Source organism: Pseudomonas syringae (assembly GCF_000737245.1).
GTDB classification, from domain to species: domain Bacteria; phylum Pseudomonadota; class Gammaproteobacteria; order Pseudomonadales; family Pseudomonadaceae; genus Aquipseudomonas; species Aquipseudomonas syringae_J.
Window position 1 is genome coordinate 54,137 of record NZ_JPQU01000014.1, and the last position, 19,382, is coordinate 73,518.

Annotated in this window: 16 protein-coding genes and 2 pseudogenes; 11 read left to right on the forward strand and 7 right to left on the reverse strand. The window is 57.9% G+C overall.

Features of this window, described 5'->3' with window-relative positions; all coding sequences use genetic code 11:
• Positions 1–179: 179 nt before the first annotated feature.
• Entirely contained in the window at positions 180–620 is a 441-nt protein-coding gene (locus IV01_RS23500) for a hypothetical protein (RefSeq protein WP_032625287.1), read from the forward strand.
• Positions 621–632: 12 nt separating this feature from the next.
• On the opposite strand, the gene IV01_RS23495 is transcribed toward IV01_RS23500, so the two are convergent.
• From IV01_RS23495 to IV01_RS23475, 5 genes are all read right to left on the reverse strand, one after another.
• Positions 633–1,601: a CDP-6-deoxy-delta-3,4-glucoseen reductase gene (locus tag IV01_RS23495; protein ID WP_032625119.1), complete on the reverse strand. Its 969-nt coding sequence runs from the start codon at positions 1,599–1,601 to the stop codon at positions 633–635.
• On the reverse strand, positions 1,601–3,067 hold the full coding sequence (ubiD, locus tag IV01_RS23490) for a 4-hydroxy-3-polyprenylbenzoate decarboxylase (protein WP_032625120.1): 1,467 nt from the start codon (positions 3,065–3,067) through the stop codon (positions 1,601–1,603). The genes IV01_RS23495 and ubiD overlap by 1 nt, the downstream gene beginning before the upstream one ends.
• A gap of 227 nt (positions 3,068–3,294) precedes the next feature.
• Positions 3,295–4,554, reverse strand: coding sequence for a transcription termination factor Rho (rho, locus tag IV01_RS23485; protein ID WP_032625122.1), 1,260 nt, complete (start codon positions 4,552–4,554; stop codon positions 3,295–3,297).
• Between the two features lie 230 nt (positions 4,555–4,784).
• Entirely contained in the window at positions 4,785–5,114 is a 330-nt protein-coding gene (gene trxA / locus IV01_RS23480) for a thioredoxin TrxA (RefSeq protein WP_003177349.1), read from the reverse strand.
• Positions 5,115–5,423: 309 nt separating this feature from the next.
• On the reverse strand, positions 5,424–6,128 hold the full coding sequence (locus tag IV01_RS23475) for a FadR/GntR family transcriptional regulator (RefSeq protein ID WP_032625126.1): 705 nt from the start codon (positions 6,126–6,128) through the stop codon (positions 5,424–5,426).
• A 252-nt stretch (positions 6,129–6,380) separates the two neighbouring features.
• Here IV01_RS23475 and IV01_RS23470 point away from each other — a divergent pair, with 252 nt between their 5' ends.
• The 4 genes from IV01_RS23470 to IV01_RS23455 are packed head-to-tail and all read left to right on the forward strand — an operon-like array spanning position 6,381 to position 9,247.
• Positions 6,381–7,166: a transporter substrate-binding domain-containing protein gene (locus tag IV01_RS23470; protein WP_032625128.1), complete on the forward strand. Its 786-nt coding sequence runs from the start codon at positions 6,381–6,383 to the stop codon at positions 7,164–7,166.
• Between the two features lie 44 nt (positions 7,167–7,210).
• Positions 7,211–7,876, forward strand: a complete 666-nt coding sequence (locus IV01_RS23465; protein WP_032625130.1) for an amino acid ABC transporter permease — start codon at positions 7,211–7,213, stop codon at positions 7,874–7,876.
• Positions 7,873–8,523: an amino acid ABC transporter permease gene (locus tag IV01_RS23460; RefSeq protein WP_195758733.1), complete on the forward strand. Its 651-nt coding sequence runs from the start codon at positions 7,873–7,875 to the stop codon at positions 8,521–8,523. Before IV01_RS23465 ends, IV01_RS23460 begins: the two co-directional genes overlap by 4 nt.
• Positions 8,510–9,247: an amino acid ABC transporter ATP-binding protein gene (locus IV01_RS23455; protein ID WP_032625134.1), complete on the forward strand. Its 738-nt coding sequence runs from the start codon at positions 8,510–8,512 to the stop codon at positions 9,245–9,247. The genes IV01_RS23460 and IV01_RS23455 overlap by 14 nt, the downstream gene beginning before the upstream one ends.
• A gap of 416 nt (positions 9,248–9,663) precedes the next feature.
• On the opposite strand, the gene IV01_RS23450 is transcribed toward IV01_RS23455, so the two are convergent.
• Positions 9,664–11,031: an inorganic triphosphatase gene (locus tag IV01_RS23450; protein WP_032625136.1), complete on the reverse strand. Its 1,368-nt coding sequence runs from the start codon at positions 11,029–11,031 to the stop codon at positions 9,664–9,666.
• A gap of 670 nt (positions 11,032–11,701) precedes the next feature.
• Between IV01_RS23450 and IV01_RS27330 the strand changes: the two are divergent.
• From IV01_RS27330 to IV01_RS0124465, 5 genes and pseudogenes are all read left to right on the forward strand, one after another.
• Positions 11,702–12,409, forward strand: a pseudogene (locus IV01_RS27330) (cache domain-containing protein); the annotation flags it as partial.
• A 261-nt stretch (positions 12,410–12,670) separates the two neighbouring features.
• Positions 12,671–13,267 (forward strand): annotated as a pseudogene (locus IV01_RS27335) (methyl-accepting chemotaxis protein); the annotation flags it as partial.
• A gap of 175 nt (positions 13,268–13,442) precedes the next feature.
• Positions 13,443–14,186: a gluconate 2-dehydrogenase subunit 3 family protein gene (locus tag IV01_RS23440; protein WP_032625139.1), complete on the forward strand. Its 744-nt coding sequence runs from the start codon at positions 13,443–13,445 to the stop codon at positions 14,184–14,186.
• Between the two features lie 2 nt (positions 14,187–14,188).
• Positions 14,189–15,964, forward strand: coding sequence for a GMC family oxidoreductase (locus IV01_RS23435; protein ID WP_032625141.1), 1,776 nt, complete (start codon positions 14,189–14,191; stop codon positions 15,962–15,964).
• Positions 15,965–15,975: 11 nt separating this feature from the next.
• Positions 15,976–17,337 carry a cytochrome c gene (locus IV01_RS0124465; protein WP_032625142.1) on the forward strand — a complete coding sequence of 454 codons (1,362 nt, stop codon included), beginning with the start codon at positions 15,976–15,978 and terminating at the stop codon, positions 17,335–17,337.
• A 133-nt stretch (positions 17,338–17,470) separates the two neighbouring features.
• Here IV01_RS0124465 and IV01_RS23430 read toward each other — a convergent pair whose 3' ends face one another.
• Entirely contained in the window at positions 17,471–18,361 is an 891-nt protein-coding gene (locus IV01_RS23430) for a LysR family transcriptional regulator (protein WP_032625143.1), read from the reverse strand.
• A 103-nt stretch (positions 18,362–18,464) separates the two neighbouring features.
• Here IV01_RS23430 and IV01_RS23425 point away from each other — a divergent pair, with 103 nt between their 5' ends.
• Positions 18,465–19,124, forward strand: a complete 660-nt coding sequence (locus IV01_RS23425; protein WP_032625145.1) for a glutathione S-transferase family protein — start codon at positions 18,465–18,467, stop codon at positions 19,122–19,124.
• The last annotated feature ends 258 nt before the right edge of the window (positions 19,125–19,382 follow it).

Genomic DNA, 19,382 nt, shown 5'->3' on the forward strand with positions numbered 1-19,382 from the left:
GGGCGTCGTGGTTGCAGGACGTTAATTAAGGACAAGTCCTACAACTACTTCGGACCGTTCAACTTACGGCCTTTGGACGTCGCTCTGTATAAACGCCGGCTACGGATTAAGCAGCGGAAGAACAGGGTATGAAGGTCGGCAAAGTTTCGAAGGTGGCAGTGTTTGCGGCGCTATTGCTGATGGCTTCCAGAGTGGCAGCAACCCAGGACTCAAGTGGGAATGACGAGGGGTTCTGGCTGGTGCAGACGAGTGTGTATACCCAGCATTTTTCCCCAGACCCGGAGCACAACAATCGCCAGGACTTGCTGGGCCTTGAATACAACGAGGCGTCCGGGATGGTTTATGGCGGGGCGACATTCCGCAACTCGTTTGGCCAGCGCTCGTTCTACGGTTACGCAGGCAAGCGCTTCGACAGCAGCGCTTATCCGTTCTATTTCAAAATCACAGGGGGGCTGTTGAAGGGGTATAAGGGCGAGTATCGCGACAAGATTCCGCTCAACAGCCTAGGTATTGCGCCGGTGATCATCCCGGGCGTTGGCGTGAAGCTGGGCCCGGTCAACGCAGAGGCGATCCTGCTGGGCGCCTCTGCTGCGATGCTCAATGTGGGTGTACGTTTCTGACAACGCAGCTTGTTAAGGCCGTGGCGCGTAGGCGAAAACGTCCGCACGCATCTGATGGGCGTCCATGCCGGCGCTGACCAGAGCGTCCAGGGTGCCGTAGATCATGGCTGGAGAACCGCTGGCGTAAACATGCACGCCCGACAGGTCGGCAATGTCTTCACACACGGCTTCATGCAGCATGCCGCAGCGGCCTTCCCAGCCACACAGATCACTGACGACTTTGTGCAGAAACAGATTGGGGAGTTTCTTCCATTCTTCCCAGTGTTTGATCTCGTAGAAATCATCCGGGCGACGCGCGCCCCAGTACAGATGCACGGGATGAGCAAAGCCCTTGGCGCGGCAATGTTCAATCAGGCTATGCATTTGTGCCATGCCCGTGCCTGCGGCGATCAGCACCAGAGGAGCATCAGGCAGCTCTGCAAGATGCGTATCACCAAATGGCAATTCGACACGCGCCATCTGATTACGCTGCAACTGCTCGATCAAGGCTTGCGCGCTGTCTTCACGAACCAGCACATGCATTTCCAGATCGCGGCCGCTGTGTGGCGCTGAAGCCAGAGAAAACGCCGACTTCTCGCCGCTGTCCTTGTGGATCATCAAATACTGACCGGCGTGATAACGCGGCGGCTTGCCCGCAGGCGCACGCAGGCCGACACGCCAGACATCACCGCCTACCGGCGTGCATTCGCTCAATTGGCAGGCTAAGGTGCGAACCGGCAACTCGCCCAGGGCGAGCACGCCGTCCCAGAGTACTTCGCAGTCCTCCAGGGGTTCAGCCAGGCAGGTATAGATTTCGCCGTGAGTCAGCTCGTCGTTGGCCTGTTTGACGCGGCCAGTCACCAACAATGCCGAGCACACATGGCAATTGCCGTTGCGACAGCTTTGTGGGCATTCGTAGCCCAGACGCTGCGCGGCATCGAGGATCCGCTCGCCTGGCAACGTTTCCAGCACTGCACCCGAAGGCTGCAAAGTTACGCGCATCAATCTATTCCCAACTCATGCCAGATTTCGTCGACCCGACGTGTGGTGGCTTCGTCCTTGACGATAACCCGACCCCACTCGCGCGTGGTCTCGCCCGGCCATTTGTGCGTTGCATCCAGCCCCATCTTCGAGCCCAGCCCGGAAACCGGCGAGGCGAAATCCAGATAGTCGATTGGCGTGTTTTCGATCATCACCGTGTCGCGCTTGGGGTCCATGCGCGTAGTGATGGCCCAGATCACGTCGTTCCAGTCACGGGCATTGATGTCGTCATCCGTGACGATAACGAACTTGGTGTACATGAACTGTCGCAAAAACGACCACACGCCTAGCATCACGCGCTTGGCGTGGCCGGGGTACTGCTTCTTCATGGTCACGACGGCCATGCGGTACGAGCAACCTTCCGGTGGCAGGTAGAAGTCAGTGATCTCCGGGAACTGCTTTTGGAGGATCGGCACGAATACTTCGTTCAATGCCACGCCCAGAATCGCCGGTTCGTCAGGCGGACGGCCAGTGTAGGTGCTGTGATAGATCGGCTTGATACGGTGGGTGATGCGCTCGACGGTGAAGACCGGGAAGCTGTCGACTTCGTTGTAATAACCGGTGTGGTCGCCGTACGGACCTTCATCGGCCATTTCGCCGGGATGAATCACGCCTTCCAGGACGATTTCGGCACTTGCCGGGACTTGCAGGTTATTGCCACGGCACTTGATCAACTCGGTGCGATTGCCGCGCAGCAAACCGGCGAAAGCGTATTCGGAGAGGCTGTCGGGGACCGGCGTAACCGCGCCGAGAATGGTTGCCGGGTCCGCGCCCAATGCCACAGAGACCGGGAAGGGTTCGCCCGGATGCTTGATGCACCATTCCTTGAAGTCCAGCGCGCCGCCACGATGGCTCAACCAGCGCATGATGACTTTGTTGCGGCCAATGACCTGTTGACGATAAATGCCCAGGTTTTGCCGTTCTTTGTTCGGACCACGGGTGACGGTCAGGCCCCAGGTAATCAGCGGGCCAACGTCGCCGGGCCAGCAGGTTTGTACGGGCAGCATGCCCAGATCAACGTCGTCACCTTCGATGACGATTTCCTGGCAAGGCGCGTCTTTCACGACCTTGGGCGCCATGGCGATGACTTTTCTGAAGATCGGCAGCTTGGACCAGGCGTCTTTCAGTCCCTTGGGTGGCTCGGGCTCTTTGAGGAAGGCCAGCAGCTTGCCGATCTCCCGCAGCTCGCCGACTTCTTCAGCGCCCATGCCCATAGCCACGCGCTCTGGCGTGCCAAACAGGTTGCCGAGCACGGGGATATCGAAGCCCACCGGTTTTTCAAACAGCAGTGCCGGGCCCTTGGCGCGCAAGGTTCGATCACATATTTCAGTCATTTCCAGTACTGGGGAAATGGGCATCTGAATGCGTTTCAACTCTCCGCGCTGCTCAAGCTGCTGCACGAAATCCCGTAGATCCTTGAATTTCATTAACCCGGCCACCTATAAAATAGGTTCGTATCGTACCTGCTCTGGGGGTTTGTAGCAGCTTTGAAGTGCATCACCTGTTGGAGCGAGGCTTGCCCGCGAATCAGCTACCGCGTTCAGTCAGACACACCGCGATATCGTTCTTCGCGGGCAAGCCTCGCTCCAACGGTATTCATTCAAAAAAAATGGCGCCGATGAGGGCGCCATTTTTTGTGCTGCGGTTCTGCCTGTTACTTGCGTTTCATCGACAGGAAGAACTCGTCGTTGGTCTTGGTCTGCTTCAGCTTGTCGATCAGGAACTCGATAGCAGCGACTTCGTCCATCGGGTGCAGCAGTTTGCGTAGGATCCACATACGTTGCAGCTCGTCATCGGCGGTCAGCAACTCTTCGCGGCGGGTACCGGAACGGTTGATGTTGATGGCCGGGAACACACGCTTCTCGGCGATCTTGCGATCCAGAGGCAGTTCCATGTTGCCGGTGCCTTTGAATTCTTCGTAGATCACTTCGTCCATCTTCGAGCCGGTTTCAACCAGCGCGGTGGCGATGATGGTCAGCGAGCCGCCTTCTTCGATGTTCCGTGCTGCGCCGAAGAAACGTTTCGGTTTCTCCAGGGCGTGGGCATCGACACCACCGGTCAATACCTTGCCGGAGCTAGGGATGACGGTGTTGTAGGCACGAGCCAGACGAGTGATGGAGTCGAGCAGGATCACTACGTCTTTTTTGTGTTCGACCAGGCGCTTGGCCTTCTCGATCACCATTTCAGCAACCTGTACGTGACGGGTTGGTGGTTCGTCGAACGTCGAGGCAACCACTTCGCCGCGCACGGTGCGCTGCATTTCGGTTACTTCTTCCGGACGCTCATCGATCAGCAGAACGATCAGATGCACTTCCGGGTTGTTACGCGTGATGTTCGACGCGATGTTCTGCAGCATGATGGTCTTGCCCGCTTTCGGCGGAGCAACGATCAGGCCGCGTTGGCCTTTACCGATCGGTGCGCACAAGTCGATCACACGGCCGGTCAGGTCTTCAGTGGAACCATTACCGGCTTCCATCTTCATGCGGATGGTCGGGAACAACGGCGTCAGGTTTTCGAAGAGGATCTTGTTCTTCGCGTTTTCCGGACGGTCGTAGTTGATCGTGTCGACCTTGAGCAGAGCGAAATAACGCTCACCTTCTTTCGGTGGACGGATCTTGCCGACGATGGTGTCGCCAGTACGCAGGTTGAAGCGGCGGATCTGGCTAGGCGAGACATAGATATCGTCTGGGCCGGCGAGATAGGAAGCGTCTGCAGAGCGCAGGAAACCGAAGCCGTCCTGGAGGATCTCCAGCACGCCATCACCGGAAATTTCCTCGCCGCTTTTGGCGTGCTTTTTCAGCAGGGAGAAAATCACATCCTGCTTGCGCGAACGGGCCATATTTTCTATGCCCATCTGTTCGGCCATTTCGAGCAGATCGGTAATCGGCTTTTGCTTGAGTTCAGTCAGATTCATAGGGGAATGACGTAATCATGTAGGAGGGGAAAAATTAAGCTGTTGGGCTTAATGAGGCCGCGCCGCAGAGAAGGCGACAGGATCGCGTACTAAATCGAAAGGAGAGCGTCGGCGACGGCTAGCAGGGGGCAACGGAGAAGCCGTTGCGGAGCCGAATGTACCACTTGATTTTCAGGCCGTCTAGTATGAGGCCTGAAAAAAAGCCCCGCAATTTGCAGGGCTTTGATACATCAGATGTTAGCGTCGAGGAACGCTGCCAACTGAGACTTCGACAGCGCACCCACTTTGGTGGCTTCGACGTTGCCATTCTTGAACAGCATCAGCGTCGGGATACCACGCACGCCATGCTTGGCCGGGGTTTCCTGATTCTCGTCGATGTTCAGCTTGGCGATAGTCAGCTTGCCTTTATAGGTTTCGGCGATTTCGTCCAGAACCGGGGCAATCATTTTGCAAGGGCCACACCACTCAGCCCAGTAATCAACTAGTACAGCACCTTCAGCCTTGAGGACATCGGCTTCGAAGCTGGCGTCGCTGACGTGCTTGATAAGGTCGCTACTCATGGAGTTCTCCGAGTTAGTAGGCTAAAAAACGTGGCCCATCATAGCGGGCCTTGCCCCGTTCAGGAAGCTGGGCTTGATTGAGTCTGGCTATAGAGGTCCATGAGTCTGGTTATAGGGGAGACCAAAGCAGGGCCATCAACCATGAAATGACTATCTGAATTGAAATGCTTACTTGTAGGAGCGCGCTTGCCCGCGATGAACGATAACGTGGTGTGACAGGCAGACCTAGTCGACTGCATCGCGGGCAAGCGCGCTCCTACGGGTCCCATGCGCGTCCGGACGACGGGCTATTCCCGGCGGAGTAACGGCCTAGCTTGCTGGCGAAACGAAGACGATGCCAGTGCGCAGCGCGGCGCCACGTATGTGTTCATGCATGGCTTTTTGCGCCGGACCCGAAGCGTGGCGGGCCAGGGCGCGGAGGATTTTACGGTGTTCCTGCCAGGTTTCCATGGCCCGTGTGGGGCGGATGAAGGGCATTTTCTGGCTTTCCAGAAAGATGTCCGCACCTGCCGTAATGATCCCGAGCATGGCCTGATTGCCGCTGGCGACCAGGATGTGCCGGTGAAATTCGAAGTCCAGCCGCGACGCCGCCTCGAAATCCTCGGCCCGCAATTCCAGACGCATGGCCTCTACGTTGTCTTCCAGCACGTCGCGCTCATCGGCGGTCAAGGTCACGGCGGCCATGCCCGCAGCAAAGCCCTCCAGTGCATAACGCAGCTGAAAGGTGTCCGCTGGCGACACCTGGCTGTCGAAAGGCCAGGAAAAACCGGCAGTGCGCTGTTCTGGTTCAGAAATCGCCTGCACGAATACGCCTTTGCCGGGCTGCACGCTGACCACGCCAAGGGCGCTCAGCGACGACAAAGCCTCGCGCAGCGACGCCCGACTCACGCCAAGCAAAACGGCCAGGTCCCGCTGCGACGGCAGGCTTTCGCCGGGCTGATAGCCTTGCTCGACAATCAATTTGCGGATTGCCCTCAGGGCTGATTCGGGTACGGCGAGCGGGCTATGAGGCATCACTGTTCAGGCCAGTCAGTCCAGTAAAAGTCCCTTGTATGCCCATATTCCAGATCCGGCAAGCGGCGCCCAGGCCTGGAGCGGTGCCGCTTTTTACTGCTCCAAAGCAGTGCGCCTGATAAGCCAGCTGGTCAGACCAGTAAGACCGAAATCGCCGCCGAGCCCTTGGTTTGCCGTTGAAGATCGTCGTATGGCATGAGCTGTGCACTGACGATGACAGACAAACCTCTCGCCCCATCACGGAGTCTTCCTATGACCAAGCGTTACAGCGCTCTGCTTACTGCCCTGTTTGCCAGCCTCATGCTGAGCCAGGCACCTGCCCATGCTGACGGGCTGGATGACGTCGTGAAACGGGGCACCCTGAAAGTCGCCGTCCCGCAGGACTTCCCGCCGTTTGGCTCGGTAGGCCCGGACATGAAGCCTCGTGGTCTGGACATCGACACTGCACAGCTGATCGCTGACCAACTGAAGGTCAAACTTGAACTCACCCCGGTCAATAGCACCAACCGTATTCCGTACCTGACCACCGGCAAGGTGGACTTGGTCATCTCCAGCCTCGGCAAAAACCCGGATCGCGAGAAAGTCATCGACTTCTCCAAGGCTTACGCGCCTTTCTACCTGGCAGTATTCGGCCCACCTGAGGCTGCAATCACCGGCGTTGACGACCTCAAAGGCAAAACCATCAGCGTGACTCGTGGTGCCATTGAAGACATCGAGCTGACCGCCGTGGCCCCGAAAGAAGCCACCATCAAACGCTTTGAAGACAACAATTCCACCATCGCTGCGTATCTGGCCGGTCAGACCGATCTGATTGCCAGCGGCAACGTGGTCATGGTCGCCATCAGCGAGAAGAACCCAAAACGCATCCCTGCCTTGAAAGTGAAGCTCAAGGACTCCCCGGTTTACGTCGGCGTGAACAAAGGTGAGGCGACGTTGCTGGCCAAGGTCAACGAAATCATCGATGCCGGCAAAAAAGACGGTGCGCTGGAGAAAAACTCCCAGACCTGGCTCAAGCAGCCACTGCCAGCTGACCTCTGAGCCGTTGATCTTTGATAATCGTTTTCTGATTTCGGGGTCCGCCAATGGCTTACCACTTTGACTTTGCACCGGTCATGCAGAATGCCGATCTGCTGCTGCGCGGGGCGCTGTTTACCCTGGAGTTGACCGCCATTGGCAACTTGCTCGGGGTGAGCCTGGGCATCTTTGGCGCTATCGTTCGGGCTTGGAAGATTCAGCCGTTCTCGGCGATTTTCGGGGTTTACGTCGAGTTGATCCGCAACACGCCGTTTCTGGTGCAGTTGTTTTTCATCTTCTTCGGTCTGCCGTCCCTGGGCGTGCAGATTTCCGAATGGCAGGCGGCGATTCTCGCCATGGTGATCAATCTCGGGGCATATTCCACCGAGATTATCCGCGCAGGCATTCAGGCGATCCCTCGCGGTCAACTGGAAGCCGCAGCGGCGCTGGCGATGACGCGCTTCGAAGCGTTTCGCTATGTGATTCTGATCCCGGCGCTGGGCAAGGTCTGGCCGGCGCTCAGCAGCCAGATCATTATTGTCATGCTCGGTTCGGCCGTTTGCTCTCAGATTGCCACCGAGGAGTTGAGCTTCTACGCCAACTTTATTCAGTCGCGTAACTTCCGTGCGTTCGAGACGTACATCGTCACCACCCTGATCTACCTCTTTATGGCGTTACTGGTTCGCCAGTTTCTGGCCTGGATCGGGCGTCGCTACATTTCGAGGAAAGGCTGATGGATTTCACCCTCTGGGATGTGGTGCGCAACCTGCTCACTGGCCTGCAATGGACCTTGGCGTTGTCGCTGGTGGCTTTCATTGGCGGCGGTGTGATCGGCTTGCTGGTGATGTGGATGCGCATCGCCAAGCTCAATGCGCCGCGCGTGATCGCGAAGATCTACATCGAGCTTTTTCAGGGCACGCCGCTGTTGATGCAGCTGTTTCTAGTGTTCTTCGGCGTGGCCTTGATGGGCGTAGATATTTCGCCCTGGGCTGCCGCTGCCCTGGCCTTGACCCTGTTTACCAGCGCTTACCTCGCCGAGATCTGGCGCGGCTGCGTCGAGTCGATTGCCAGTGGTCAGTGGGAAGCGTCTGCCAGTCTCGCGCTGTCGCCATTGGAGCAACTGCGCTACGTGATCCTGCCGCAAGCGCTGCGCATCGCCGTTGCGCCCACCGTGGGGTTTTCCGTGCAGGTGGTCAAAGGCACGGCGGTGACCTCAATCATCGGTTTTACCGAACTGACCAAAACCGGCGGCATGCTCGCCAACGCTACGTTCCAGCCCTTCATGGTCTATGGCTTCGTGGCTCTGGGCTACTTCATGCTCTGCTACCCCTTGTCGCTCAGTGCCCGCTACCTGGAAAGGAAACTGCATGCATCTGCTTAGAATTTCCGCGCTGCATAAATATTACGGCGACCATCACGTGCTCAAGGGCATTGACCTGACCGTCGAAGAAGGCCAGGTCGTCGCGATCATCGGCCGTAGCGGCTCGGGCAAAAGCACCTTGCTGCGCACCTTGAACGGACTGGAATCAATCAACGACGGTGTTATTGAAGTCGACGGTGAATACCTGGACGCCGCCCGGGCCGATCTGCGAGCACTCAGACAGAAAGTCGGCATGGTCTTTCAGCAGTTCAACCTGTTTCCGCATTTGAGCGTCGGCGAAAACGTGATGCTCGCGCCGCAAGTCGTACAGAAAAAGTCGAAAGCGGAGGCGAAGAAACTCGCCGAGCAAATGCTTGAGCGGGTCGGGCTGGGGGAGAAGTTCGACGCCTTTCCGGATCGGCTCTCCGGCGGTCAACAGCAGCGCGTAGCCATTGCCCGAGCTTTGGCTATGTCGCCCAAGGTTTTGCTGTGCGATGAGATCACCTCAGCGCTGGATCCGGAACTGGTCAACGAAGTACTCAGCGTGGTGCGCAGCCTGGCTGCCGACGGCATGACCCTGATCATGGTCACCCACGAAATGCGCTTTGCACGGGAAGTCGGCGACAAGCTGGTGTTCATGCACCAAGGCAAGGTGCACGAAGTAGGCGACCCGAAAATCCTCTTCGCCAACCCGCGCACGCCGGAGCTGGCGAACTTCATTGGGTCGGTGGAGCAGGGGGCGTAACGAAAGCCCTTATCCGGCGGGGGGATTCGCCCGTTGGAGCGAGGCTTGCCCGCGAATCAGTCGCTGCGGTCTGTCAGGCCAACCGCGTTTTCGTTCTTCGCGGGCAAGCCTCGCTCCAACAGGGAAATGCGTGGGAGATTCTATGTTTGCTCGCAAGCGGATGTGACGTGGGACCGGCTTTAGCCGGGAAGGCGGCATTTCAGACGATAAATATCGGATGGATGTACTGGCCTCTTCCCGGCTAAAGCCGGTCCCACGTCGTCGCGCCACTATTGATCACTCTTGTGGGAGCGGTGCTTGCCCGCGATAAGGGCACCGCGATTCTAGGGTGAACCGCATCCAGCCTTATCGTCGGATTGCCGCCCCAGACCAAGCCACGCAACCACAGGGTTTGTACTCGACTGAAATTGCAGCCCTTACAACCGCAACAACGTCTTCCACGCCCGGCTCTGGAACACGACGATGGTCTGCTGCACGCGCGCATCCAGCACTTCGTCGCTGATCGGCAGTTCAGCCAGTTGTACCAGCTTGTTCAGCTCGCCATACAGACGATCCAGTTCCGGCAGGTCCAGCGCGCCACGGGCGTGGTGCAGCCAGGCCTGGATGCGCTCGATACGTGGCAACTGCTCGGCAAGGTCTTCCGGCTGTTGCTGATATCGACCCAGCTGCAAAGCCGTAGCTTCATCAGCCAGCAAACGTGGCAACCAGCTGTCCAGCTGCGCGGCGCCCTGGCGATTGCCACGGTTGTTGCGCTCCAGCGTCCAGCTGCGGGCCAGCAACCAGCGCGAGGTGTTCAGCGAGAACAGACCCCAGCGCGGATCCTGCAACTCTTCAATGAACTGCTCGTGAGCAGCGCCACGCACATCGCCGTCTTCCTGGCCGGCCTGAACCAGCGGGCGCCAGTCTTCGAGCAGCGCATCCAGCGACGAACGCAATTCGCTGCTGGTACTGCGCGGAGCGGCTTGACCGAGGCTGCCGGTCAGCGCGCGCAGTTCGGCCAGCAACGCGACCCAATCCTGCAGCAAACGCCAATGGCCGTTGAAGCGATACTGCTCAGCCAGACGCTGGCTGCTGCCCAACAAATGCCAGGCCAGCGCAGCGTAAGCGTCGTCCAGCGGCATTTCGGGTTGCAGTTGCGGCGCAGGCAGGCTCAATGAATAGCTGTTGGCATCAAACAGACGATAACCGCGCTCAGCCTTGCTGATATCGCACGGCATCAGCGGCAGGGTGGCGGCCAGCTCGGCAGCCAGTTCCAGCAATGCCGCCGGGTCGCCTTCGCGCAACTCCAGCTCCAGCTCGCAGATTTCTTCTTTCTGCTTGCCTGCGACCACATGGCCCAGATCCAGGGCGGCTTCGATCACCACCTTGGTTTTGCCACGGCCCCAGGCAATCTCGGCGCGTTCGCGCACGAAATCAGTGGTGAACAGCGGCTTGATGGTCTTCTTGTCCAGCTCAGCCAGTTGCTCAGGCCAGCAATCGCCATCTAGCTTTTTCAGGTCCAGCTTGGCTTTGGGCAGATCCCAGTTGTACTCGTTACGCTCGGAAAACCCGGCGACGCTCTGGCCGCGAGTCTTCATGGTCTGAATAATCTTGTCGCCATCACGGCGCAGACGCAGGGCAACCTTGGCGTTGGCCAGATCACGTTCCGGGGTATCGAAGTATTGGTTCGAAAGCTCTACGCGTTCCCAGCCACTTTTGTTGCGCTTCTTTAATAGCGGGTGTTCGCGCAGTGCAGCGAGGGTTTCGCGGCTGACGCGGAGTTTGATTTCTGTTTCTTTCTGCATGGCCGGGAATCCAGACGCTTGTACTGATAAAGGGTGCAGCCAGTTGTTGCGAGGCCGCCAAGGCCATGCAGTGTACAGGACATGACCCATAAACAGGCCGTCGCACTGCATGAAGCCTTTATATACCCCGTTCAGATCAGCCCCCAGGCGGCACTGCCCTATAAAGCGTCGTCAACAATCGCTCTGGTCATATCGCTCAAATAATTAACAGCCCAGAGCTTGTAGGAAGGCACCACAGACTATCACTCGATCCAGTGGGAGCGCGCTTGCCCGCGATGACTTTAACGCGGTGTGCCTGATTCACCGCAGCGTCTGTATCGCGGGCAAGCGCGCTCCTGCGGGTTAGCTGGGGTTGTTGGAAATTCTACGGCTGCCCGCAAGCTGAAATGCGACGTGGGACCGGGAGTGTTGGGCAGCATTCGGACTTTCGCACGACACCAGTGGCGCCGGTTAGTTCGATATTATTTTGACGTCAATCTTTTGTTTTCTTCAAGATGTAACCAGAATAGCCGACACTCTTAAAAACCATAACAACTCGAAGGGTATTTCGCTGATGAAGCTTACCGTCAAACGCAAACTGTTGTGCTTAGCCATCGTCCCCGCTTTGTTATTCGCTCTGATCGTCAGTGGGCTTGCATCGTGGATGCTGCAGCGCAGTGCCGACCATGAAATGCTCGAGACCCGTGAGAGTCTCGTCCAGCGCAATCGTGAGGTGCTGAAGAACTATGTAGACGTCGCGCTGACCACGATCAAACCTTTACACGATGCATCGGCCAAGGGTGACATGGCGGCGCGGGACAAGGCACTGGATATCCTCAAGCCAGTGAAATTTGGAGATGAAGGTTACTTCTTCGCCTACGACAGCAAGGGCGTCAGGGTTTTTCGCGGTGACAGCACGGCGGGCGTCGGCAAGAGCTTCTGGGACACCAAGGACCCGGATGGCTCATACCACTACCAGACCTTCGTTGAAGTGGCCAAAAACGGTAAGCATTACGTCGACTATTTCGCGCCCAAGCCGGGTCAGGAAAGCGTTTTGGTACCCAAGCTCGGTTACACGGTTTATCTGGAAAAATGGGACCTGGTGCTAGGCAGCGCCATCAATATGGATGACATCGAAGCCGCCATGCTGGTGGAGCAAGCTTCGGTTACAGAACGAACCCGCGCTTTGCTCAGCGGTATTTTCCTCGTCGCACTTGTGTTGCTTCTGATCACCGCCGCGGCGGGTATCTGGACGGCCAATGGCGTGGTGCGTCCGCTGCGCGTGCTCAAGACTAATCTTGATGACATCGCAGCGGGCGATGGCGATCTGACCCACCGGCTGGCAGTCAACAGCAACGATGAACTGGGTGATCTTGCGGCCTCGTTCAACCGCTTCGTCGACAAGATCCACGGTATGGTGCGTGAAGTCGCTCAAATGACCACCGACCTGGACAGTCTGGTCAATCAGGCAACGCAGCAAACCTTGCGCTCCGAGCAAGCGATGCAGCGTCAGCGCAACGAGACTGATCAAGTCGCTACCGCGATCAACGAGATGTCTTCTGCCGCGCAGGAAGTCGCCATGAGCGCCCAGCGTGCTGCCGAAGCTGCAGCCGAGACCGATCAGCAGGGCCAGGCTGCGCGCAAAGTTGTCGACAACAACATTGAGGGTATGAACGCATTGGTGTCCGATATTCGCTCCAGCGGCACCAGCCTGGACAGCCTGCAAAATGACGTACGTTCCATTGTTTCAGTGCTCGACGTGATTCGCTCCATCGCCGATCAGACCAACCTGCTGGCGCTCAATGCTGCCATTGAGGCCGCGCGCGCCGGTGAGGCCGGTCGTGGTTTTGCCGTGGTTGCCGATGAAGTTCGTGCGCTGGCCAGCCGTACCCAGCAAAGCACCCAGGAAATCCAGGGCATGATCACTCGCCTTGAGTCGGGTACCACCGCTTCTGTAGCTGCAATGCAGCGTTCGACAGCCGCAGGAGAGGGTGCTAATCAGCAGACCAACGAAGTCGGCGCGTCGCTAGAGTCCATCTCTGGCCTTATCGGCACGATCAACGCAATGAATGCGCAAATCGCCAGTGCAGCAGAAGAGCAGACGTCAGTTGCCGAAGAGATTAACCGCAGCGTGCATCAGATCGCCGGCGCGGTTGAAAACCTGGCAGAAGAAACCGAGCAGAGCTCGCGCACCATGGGCGAGGTTTCATTGCTGGGCAGCAAGCTGAATACCCTGGTCCGCCAGTTCAAGATTTGATGAATCGGTTAAGCCTTTATAGGGCTGTTCATGCATGGCGTTAGCTGTTTTAGTAACGCCTAAATCGTTAGCTTGATCATTATTAGGTGGCAATCCAATTGCCACCTGACGTGGCTAACTATAAGAAAAAAGAAGCGGCATCGCATTCGTGGTTAGACCTTGGAGTGAATCAACAATGTCCGATAAAGATACCTCCCCCGGGCGTCGCGACTTTTTACGCAAGTCGTTAACGCTGATCCCCGTTGTCACGCTGGCCAGTACCGGTCTATCCGGCAACACCTTTGCCCAGACCCCAGCCAGCGACGCACAATCAGCCGCGCAAGTTTCGCCCGCGGCCACGGATTACAAACCGACTTTTTTCACCCCGCAAGAGTGGGCGTTTCTGATCGCCGCCTGCGACCGCCTGATCCCCTCTGATCAGGTAGGGCCTGGCGCCGTTGAACTGGGTGTTCCCGAGTTTCTTGATCGGCATATGCAGACGCCTTACGCCAACGGTGGCATCTGGTACATGCAGGGGCCCTTTGTCGAGGCGGCTCCCGAGTTTGGTTATCAGGGGCGTCTGACGTTGCGCGAGACACTGCGGGTCGGTATCAAAGCCTTCGATGCCAGCTGTGTGAAGGCATTCTCCGGCAAGACCTTTGCTCAACTCTCGACGGCTCAGCAGGAAGAACTGCTCAAGAGTGCCGAGAGCGGCAAGCTGGCACTGGAAGACATCTCCTCCAAGCTGTTTTTCACCAATTTGCTCAACGAAGTGCGCAACGGCTATTTCGCGGACCCTTCCCACGGCGGCAACAAAAACATGGGCGCGTGGAAGATGATCGGATATCCCGGCATGCGCGCTGACTATATGGATTGGGTGACCGTGCGTGACAGGCCATACCCGCTACCGCCGGTAGATCTTGCCGGGCGGAGGGGTTGAGCATGGCGAACGTCAAACCAAAAGTAGATGCCGTGATTGTCGGCATGGGTTGGACCGGGGCCATCATGGCCAAGGAACTCACCGATGCAGGCCTCAATGTTGTGGTGCTTGAGCGCGGTGCTGATCGTGACACCCAGCCCGATTTCGCTTATCCAAAAGTCGTCGATGAGCTGGAGGGTTCGGTGCATCGTCGCTACCTGCAAAGCCTGTCCCAGGAAACCGTTACCGCGCGGCACAACCTGACCTCGACCGCCGTGCCCTATCGTCAGATGGGCTCATTCAAGCCCGGCACTGGCGTGGGTGGCGCGGGCAGTCACTGGTCTGGCTGCCACTTTCGGGCGCTGCCTGAAGACTTCAAGCTGCGTAGCAATATCGAGCAGCGATATGGCGCGGGCTTCATCCCCAGCGACATGGCCATTCAGGATTTCCCGGTCACCTACGAGGAGCTTGAACCGCACTTCGATCACTTCGAATACGTCTGTGGCACCTCTGGCAAAGCCGGTGTCATTCAAGGTGCCAAGCAGGTGGGAGGCAACCCGTTCGAGGGCTCCCGCTCCCGTGAGTTTCCTTTGGGTCCCAACCCCAATTACCTTGGCGCAGAAATGTTCTACAAAGGCGCTCGGGAGATGGGTTGGGACCCGTATCCGATTCCGGCATCCAATGCGTCCGGGCCTTACGTGAACCCGTACGGCTGTCAGATGGGGCCGTGCAACGCCTGCGGCTTCTGCAGCGATTACGGGTGCCTGAACTACTCCAAAGCCAGCCCGAACATCAGCATCTTGCCGGTGTTGCGCCCACGCAAGAACTTCGAATTGCGCACCAATGCGCAGGTCCTCAAGGTCAACCTGGACAGCGATGGCAAGAAGGCCACCGGGGTTACCTATCTGGATGCTCAAGGGCGTGAAGTCGAGCAACAGGCTGACATCGTCCTGCTGTGCGCATTCTCGTTATACAACGTGCATCTGATGCTGCTTTCAGGCATTGGCAAGGCTTACGACCCGCACACCAATGAAGGGACTATCGGCCGCAATTACTCGTATCAGAATCTGAACCGAGTGGTGCTGTTCTTCGGCAAGGAAGTGCAGGCCAACCAGTTCATCGGTATCGGCGGCGCGGGTACCACCATGGATAACCTCAACGGCAACCAGCTGGACAATGCCAAGGCTGGTTTCGTCGGCGGCGGCATCATCTGGGCTCGCCAACCCGGCGCCGGCCCGGTACGTGGGATCAACGTGCCGCCAGGCACCCCGGCCTGGGGTACGCAATGGAAGCAGGCAGCCAGTGATGCGTTCCGCCACTCGTTCTACTTCGAAGTGCAGGGCGCTTGCATGTCCTACCGTCAGCACTATCTGAGCCTGGACCCGACTTACAAGGACGGCTTTGGCCGACCGCTGCTGCGCATGAATTTCGACTGGCACGACAACGAAATCAAGGCGTCGCAGTTCCTGGTCGGCAAGGCGCTGGAGATGTCGAAGATCCTCAATCCGACCGCTGTGGCAGGCGATGCGAAGAAGCCGGGCGAGCACTACAACATCACCAAGTACCAAAGCACTCACACCTGCGGTGGCGCCATCATGGGGTCTGATCCGAAAACCTCGGCGCTCAATCGTTATTTGCAGTCTTGGGATGTGCACAACGTATTTGCCATTGGAGCCAATGCGTTTCCGCAAAACAACGGCTATAACCCGACCGGCATGGTGGGGGCGCTGGCGTATTGGTCTGCCAAGGCCATTCGCGAGCAGTACCTCAAAAACCCCGGCCCGCTGGTTCAGGCATAAGGAGAGACCCTATGAAAAAGCTTCTCCTGAGCCTGATTGCATTGGGCGTGCTGGTGTCGGTCGCCGCGTTGGTCTTCGCGTTCTGGCCGACCCACACACGGGCCCTGCAAGCTGCCCCTGAGGCAGAGCAGGCGGCCTTGATTGAAAAAGGCCGTTCCCTGGCCGATGCCGGGGATTGCACGGCGTGTCATACCGTCAAAGGCGGCAAACCGTTCGCGGGTGGTCTGCCGATCGCGTCGCCGATCGGCACGCTGTACAGCACCAATATCACGCCCGATAAAGCCTCCGGCATTGGTGCTTATTCGCTGGATGAGTTTGACCGCGCCATTCGCCATGGCATCGCCGCCAACGGTGATAGCCTGTACCCTGCCATGCCCTATCCGGCGTATGCCAGGATCAACGACGATGACATGCGGGCGTTGTATGCGTACTTCATGCACGGGGTCACCCCGGTCAACGCTGAAAACCGCGCCAACGATGTGCCATGGCCGTTGTCCATGCGCTGGCCGCTGGCAATCTGGCGCAAGGTCTTTGCGCCAGACCCAGACGTTATCGCCTTCAAGCCTGAGCGTTACGGCAATGCACAAGTCGCACGCGGGGCTTACCTGGTGCAAGGCCTCGGCCACTGCGGCAGTTGTCACACGCCACGCGCTTTGACCTTGCAGGAAAAAGCCCTCGACGAGTCGAGTCCGCTCTACCTGTCAGGCGGGCCAGTGATCGATGGCTGGCTGGCGGTCAATCTGCGGGGCAATCCCGCGGACGGTCTGGGCAGCTGGAGCACAGCCGACATCGTCGCAACCTTGCGCAGCGCCCGAAGCACCACCCATGCTGTATTGGGCGGAGCGATGGGCGATGTGGTGATGCACAGCACTCAATACCTCAACGACGGTGATCTCCAGGCCATGGCCGCGTATCTGAAAACGCTCCCTGCGAGCGAACATCAGGTCTCCAGCTTCAACGCCGACCCCGCCACAGCCAAGGCCTTGGCTGCCGGCCAGGAAGGCAGTCGCGGTGCAGAGCTGTACGTAGATAACTGCGCCGCATGCCACCGCACCAACGGCGAGGGCTATGAACGGGTATTCCCCAAAATCGCCGGAAACTCGTCGGTACTCTCCGCAGACCCGGTGTCGATGATCCGTCTAGTGTTGGCAGGCAGCAAATTGCCGGCCACTGCAACTGCGCCGTCAGAGCTAGGAATGCCCGGTTTCGCATGGCGCTTGTCGGATGAAGAAGTGGCCCAGCTACTGACCTTTATCCGCAACAGCTGGGGTAACCAGGCACCAGCGGTCAACGCAGCCCAGGTCAAGCAACTAAGGGATACGCTGCCCAAGCAATCCCCGGCGTTGTCTCGAACGGATATTGCGAAGCCGTAAGGCTGGGCTTTGAGTGGGGCAGGATCGCCCCGAGGCAAAAACAACAAAGCCCGCACATGGCGGGCTTTGTTGGTTGTTTGGGGACCGTCGGCGATCGCATGAAACAAGAAAATGGTGAGAGCCGGAACTTGGCTCACTGATTCCCTAATACGGCAATGAGGTGGCTTACCAGAGCCCGCACCTTGGCCGAAGGCTTGGGTCCCGACGGAAAAACGGCAAACGCCTTCAGAGGCTCTAGCTGGTAGTCGGGCAACAGTTGAATAAGGGTGCCGTCCGATAGCTCTTGGGCTGACATGATTGTTGTCACGTTCGCGATGCCAAGACCGGCCATTGCAGCAGCGAGAATGCCGGGTGCTGCATCGATCTTGACTCGTCCACGCAACGCCACTACCCGCTCAGCGCCTGCCTTGAACAGTTTCAATGTAGTTTTCTCTGGAAAGCTTTGCTCATGCAGGAGTGCGTCATGAAAGGCTAGGTCTTCAGGGACTTCTGGCACCCCTCTCTTGGCGAGGTATGCAGGCGACGCCACTAGCATTCGCGCCACTGATGCGAGTTGCTTCGCTCCAAAAGTAGAATCCTCAAGCGTGCCCATCCGGATGGCCATGTCTACTCCGGCTGCTACCAGGTTCTGCCGCTCATCTCGCATGGTGATCTCGACTCGCAGCTCTGGGTGCCGCTCAAGGAAACCAGACAACGCGGGAATGACTACTCGGGCGCCGTACACGATAGGTACCGCAAGACGGATAGTGCCACGCAAGGAATCAATGCCTCGAGCCGCATCCTCCGCGTCCTCCAGGTCGGCAGCAGCTTGGCGAGCACGCTCAAGGAACGCTGCGCCGGCCTCAGTGAGCGCCACATTTCGGGTGGTGCGGAGCAAGAGCTTCACGCCGAGTCGAGCTTCCAGTCTCGTGACGATGCGAGAGATCGATGGCTGTGACATTTCAAGCTCCTGAGCGGCACGGGAGAAACTTCCAGACTCCGCTACGCGAATGAAAACTTCGACTTCAAGCCACCGATCAGTCATTCATATTCCAAATAAGTGTTTTGCCAGCGGGCAGTATAATTTTGTCCAGCGAAAAGGTTTACCTTGTTTTCGTCACCTACCAACATCGATAAGTGAGGAAACAATGTCCATCAAAGTTTACGGCGATCCCGGCTCCGGAAGCCTGCGTCGCGTCACTACTGTTGCCGCAGTCTTGGGCGTCGAGATTGAGCGTATGAATGTCGACCTGTTCATGGGCGAAAGTCATACCCCTGAATTCCTGAAGCTGAATCCGCATGGCCTCACTCCCGTGCTTCAGGACGGCGATACCGTCATTTGGGAAGCATCAGCCATTAATCTGTACCTTGCCGAAAAGACGAACTCCGACCTCCTTGGCCGGACCCCTTTGGAAAAGTGGGAAGTCCTGCAATGGATGTTCTGGTCTGGTGAGCAATGGCGGATTTTCTCCACCCTGCTCTTCAATGAATGGGCAGGCGCGAAGTTCATGGGCAAGCCAGGGAACGAGGCGATCGTCGAGTTGGCGATGAGCAACATTCGCAACGCTGCGGCAGTTCTCGACTCCCGCCTGGCGACCCGAGCGTTCATCGTAGGTAACGCGCTGACCCTCGCGGACATTGATATTGCAGCACCTTTTTCGCAGTGCGAACGCACCGGCGCCCCCTTCGAGGAGTTTGTGCATTTGGTCGCTTGGCAGCAGCGTCTGCTCGATACCGTGCCCGCATGGGCCGCTACTCGTGATGAAGTAGAACTGCGGATGGCAGGAGTCCTTAACGACGAAGGCTGACGGCTGCACGGCGAATCCTGATGGAACTCGCAGTACTTCTGCCCGTCGGCTTTGCCCCTCAAATACAAGCCGTTACCGTCTTGTTCCCGACGCCGCACCCTCTAGCTCCAAGCCTGAAAGAGTAGCGTCGGCCAGTGAACGGCGTTTGATTTCAATATGCTTCAATGCGTGCATGCCTCCAATTCAATGAATCTCAAAACATACACGTGGCATACACGGCGTGAAGCTATTGGGGGCGGGATGGATAGCCAGAAACAA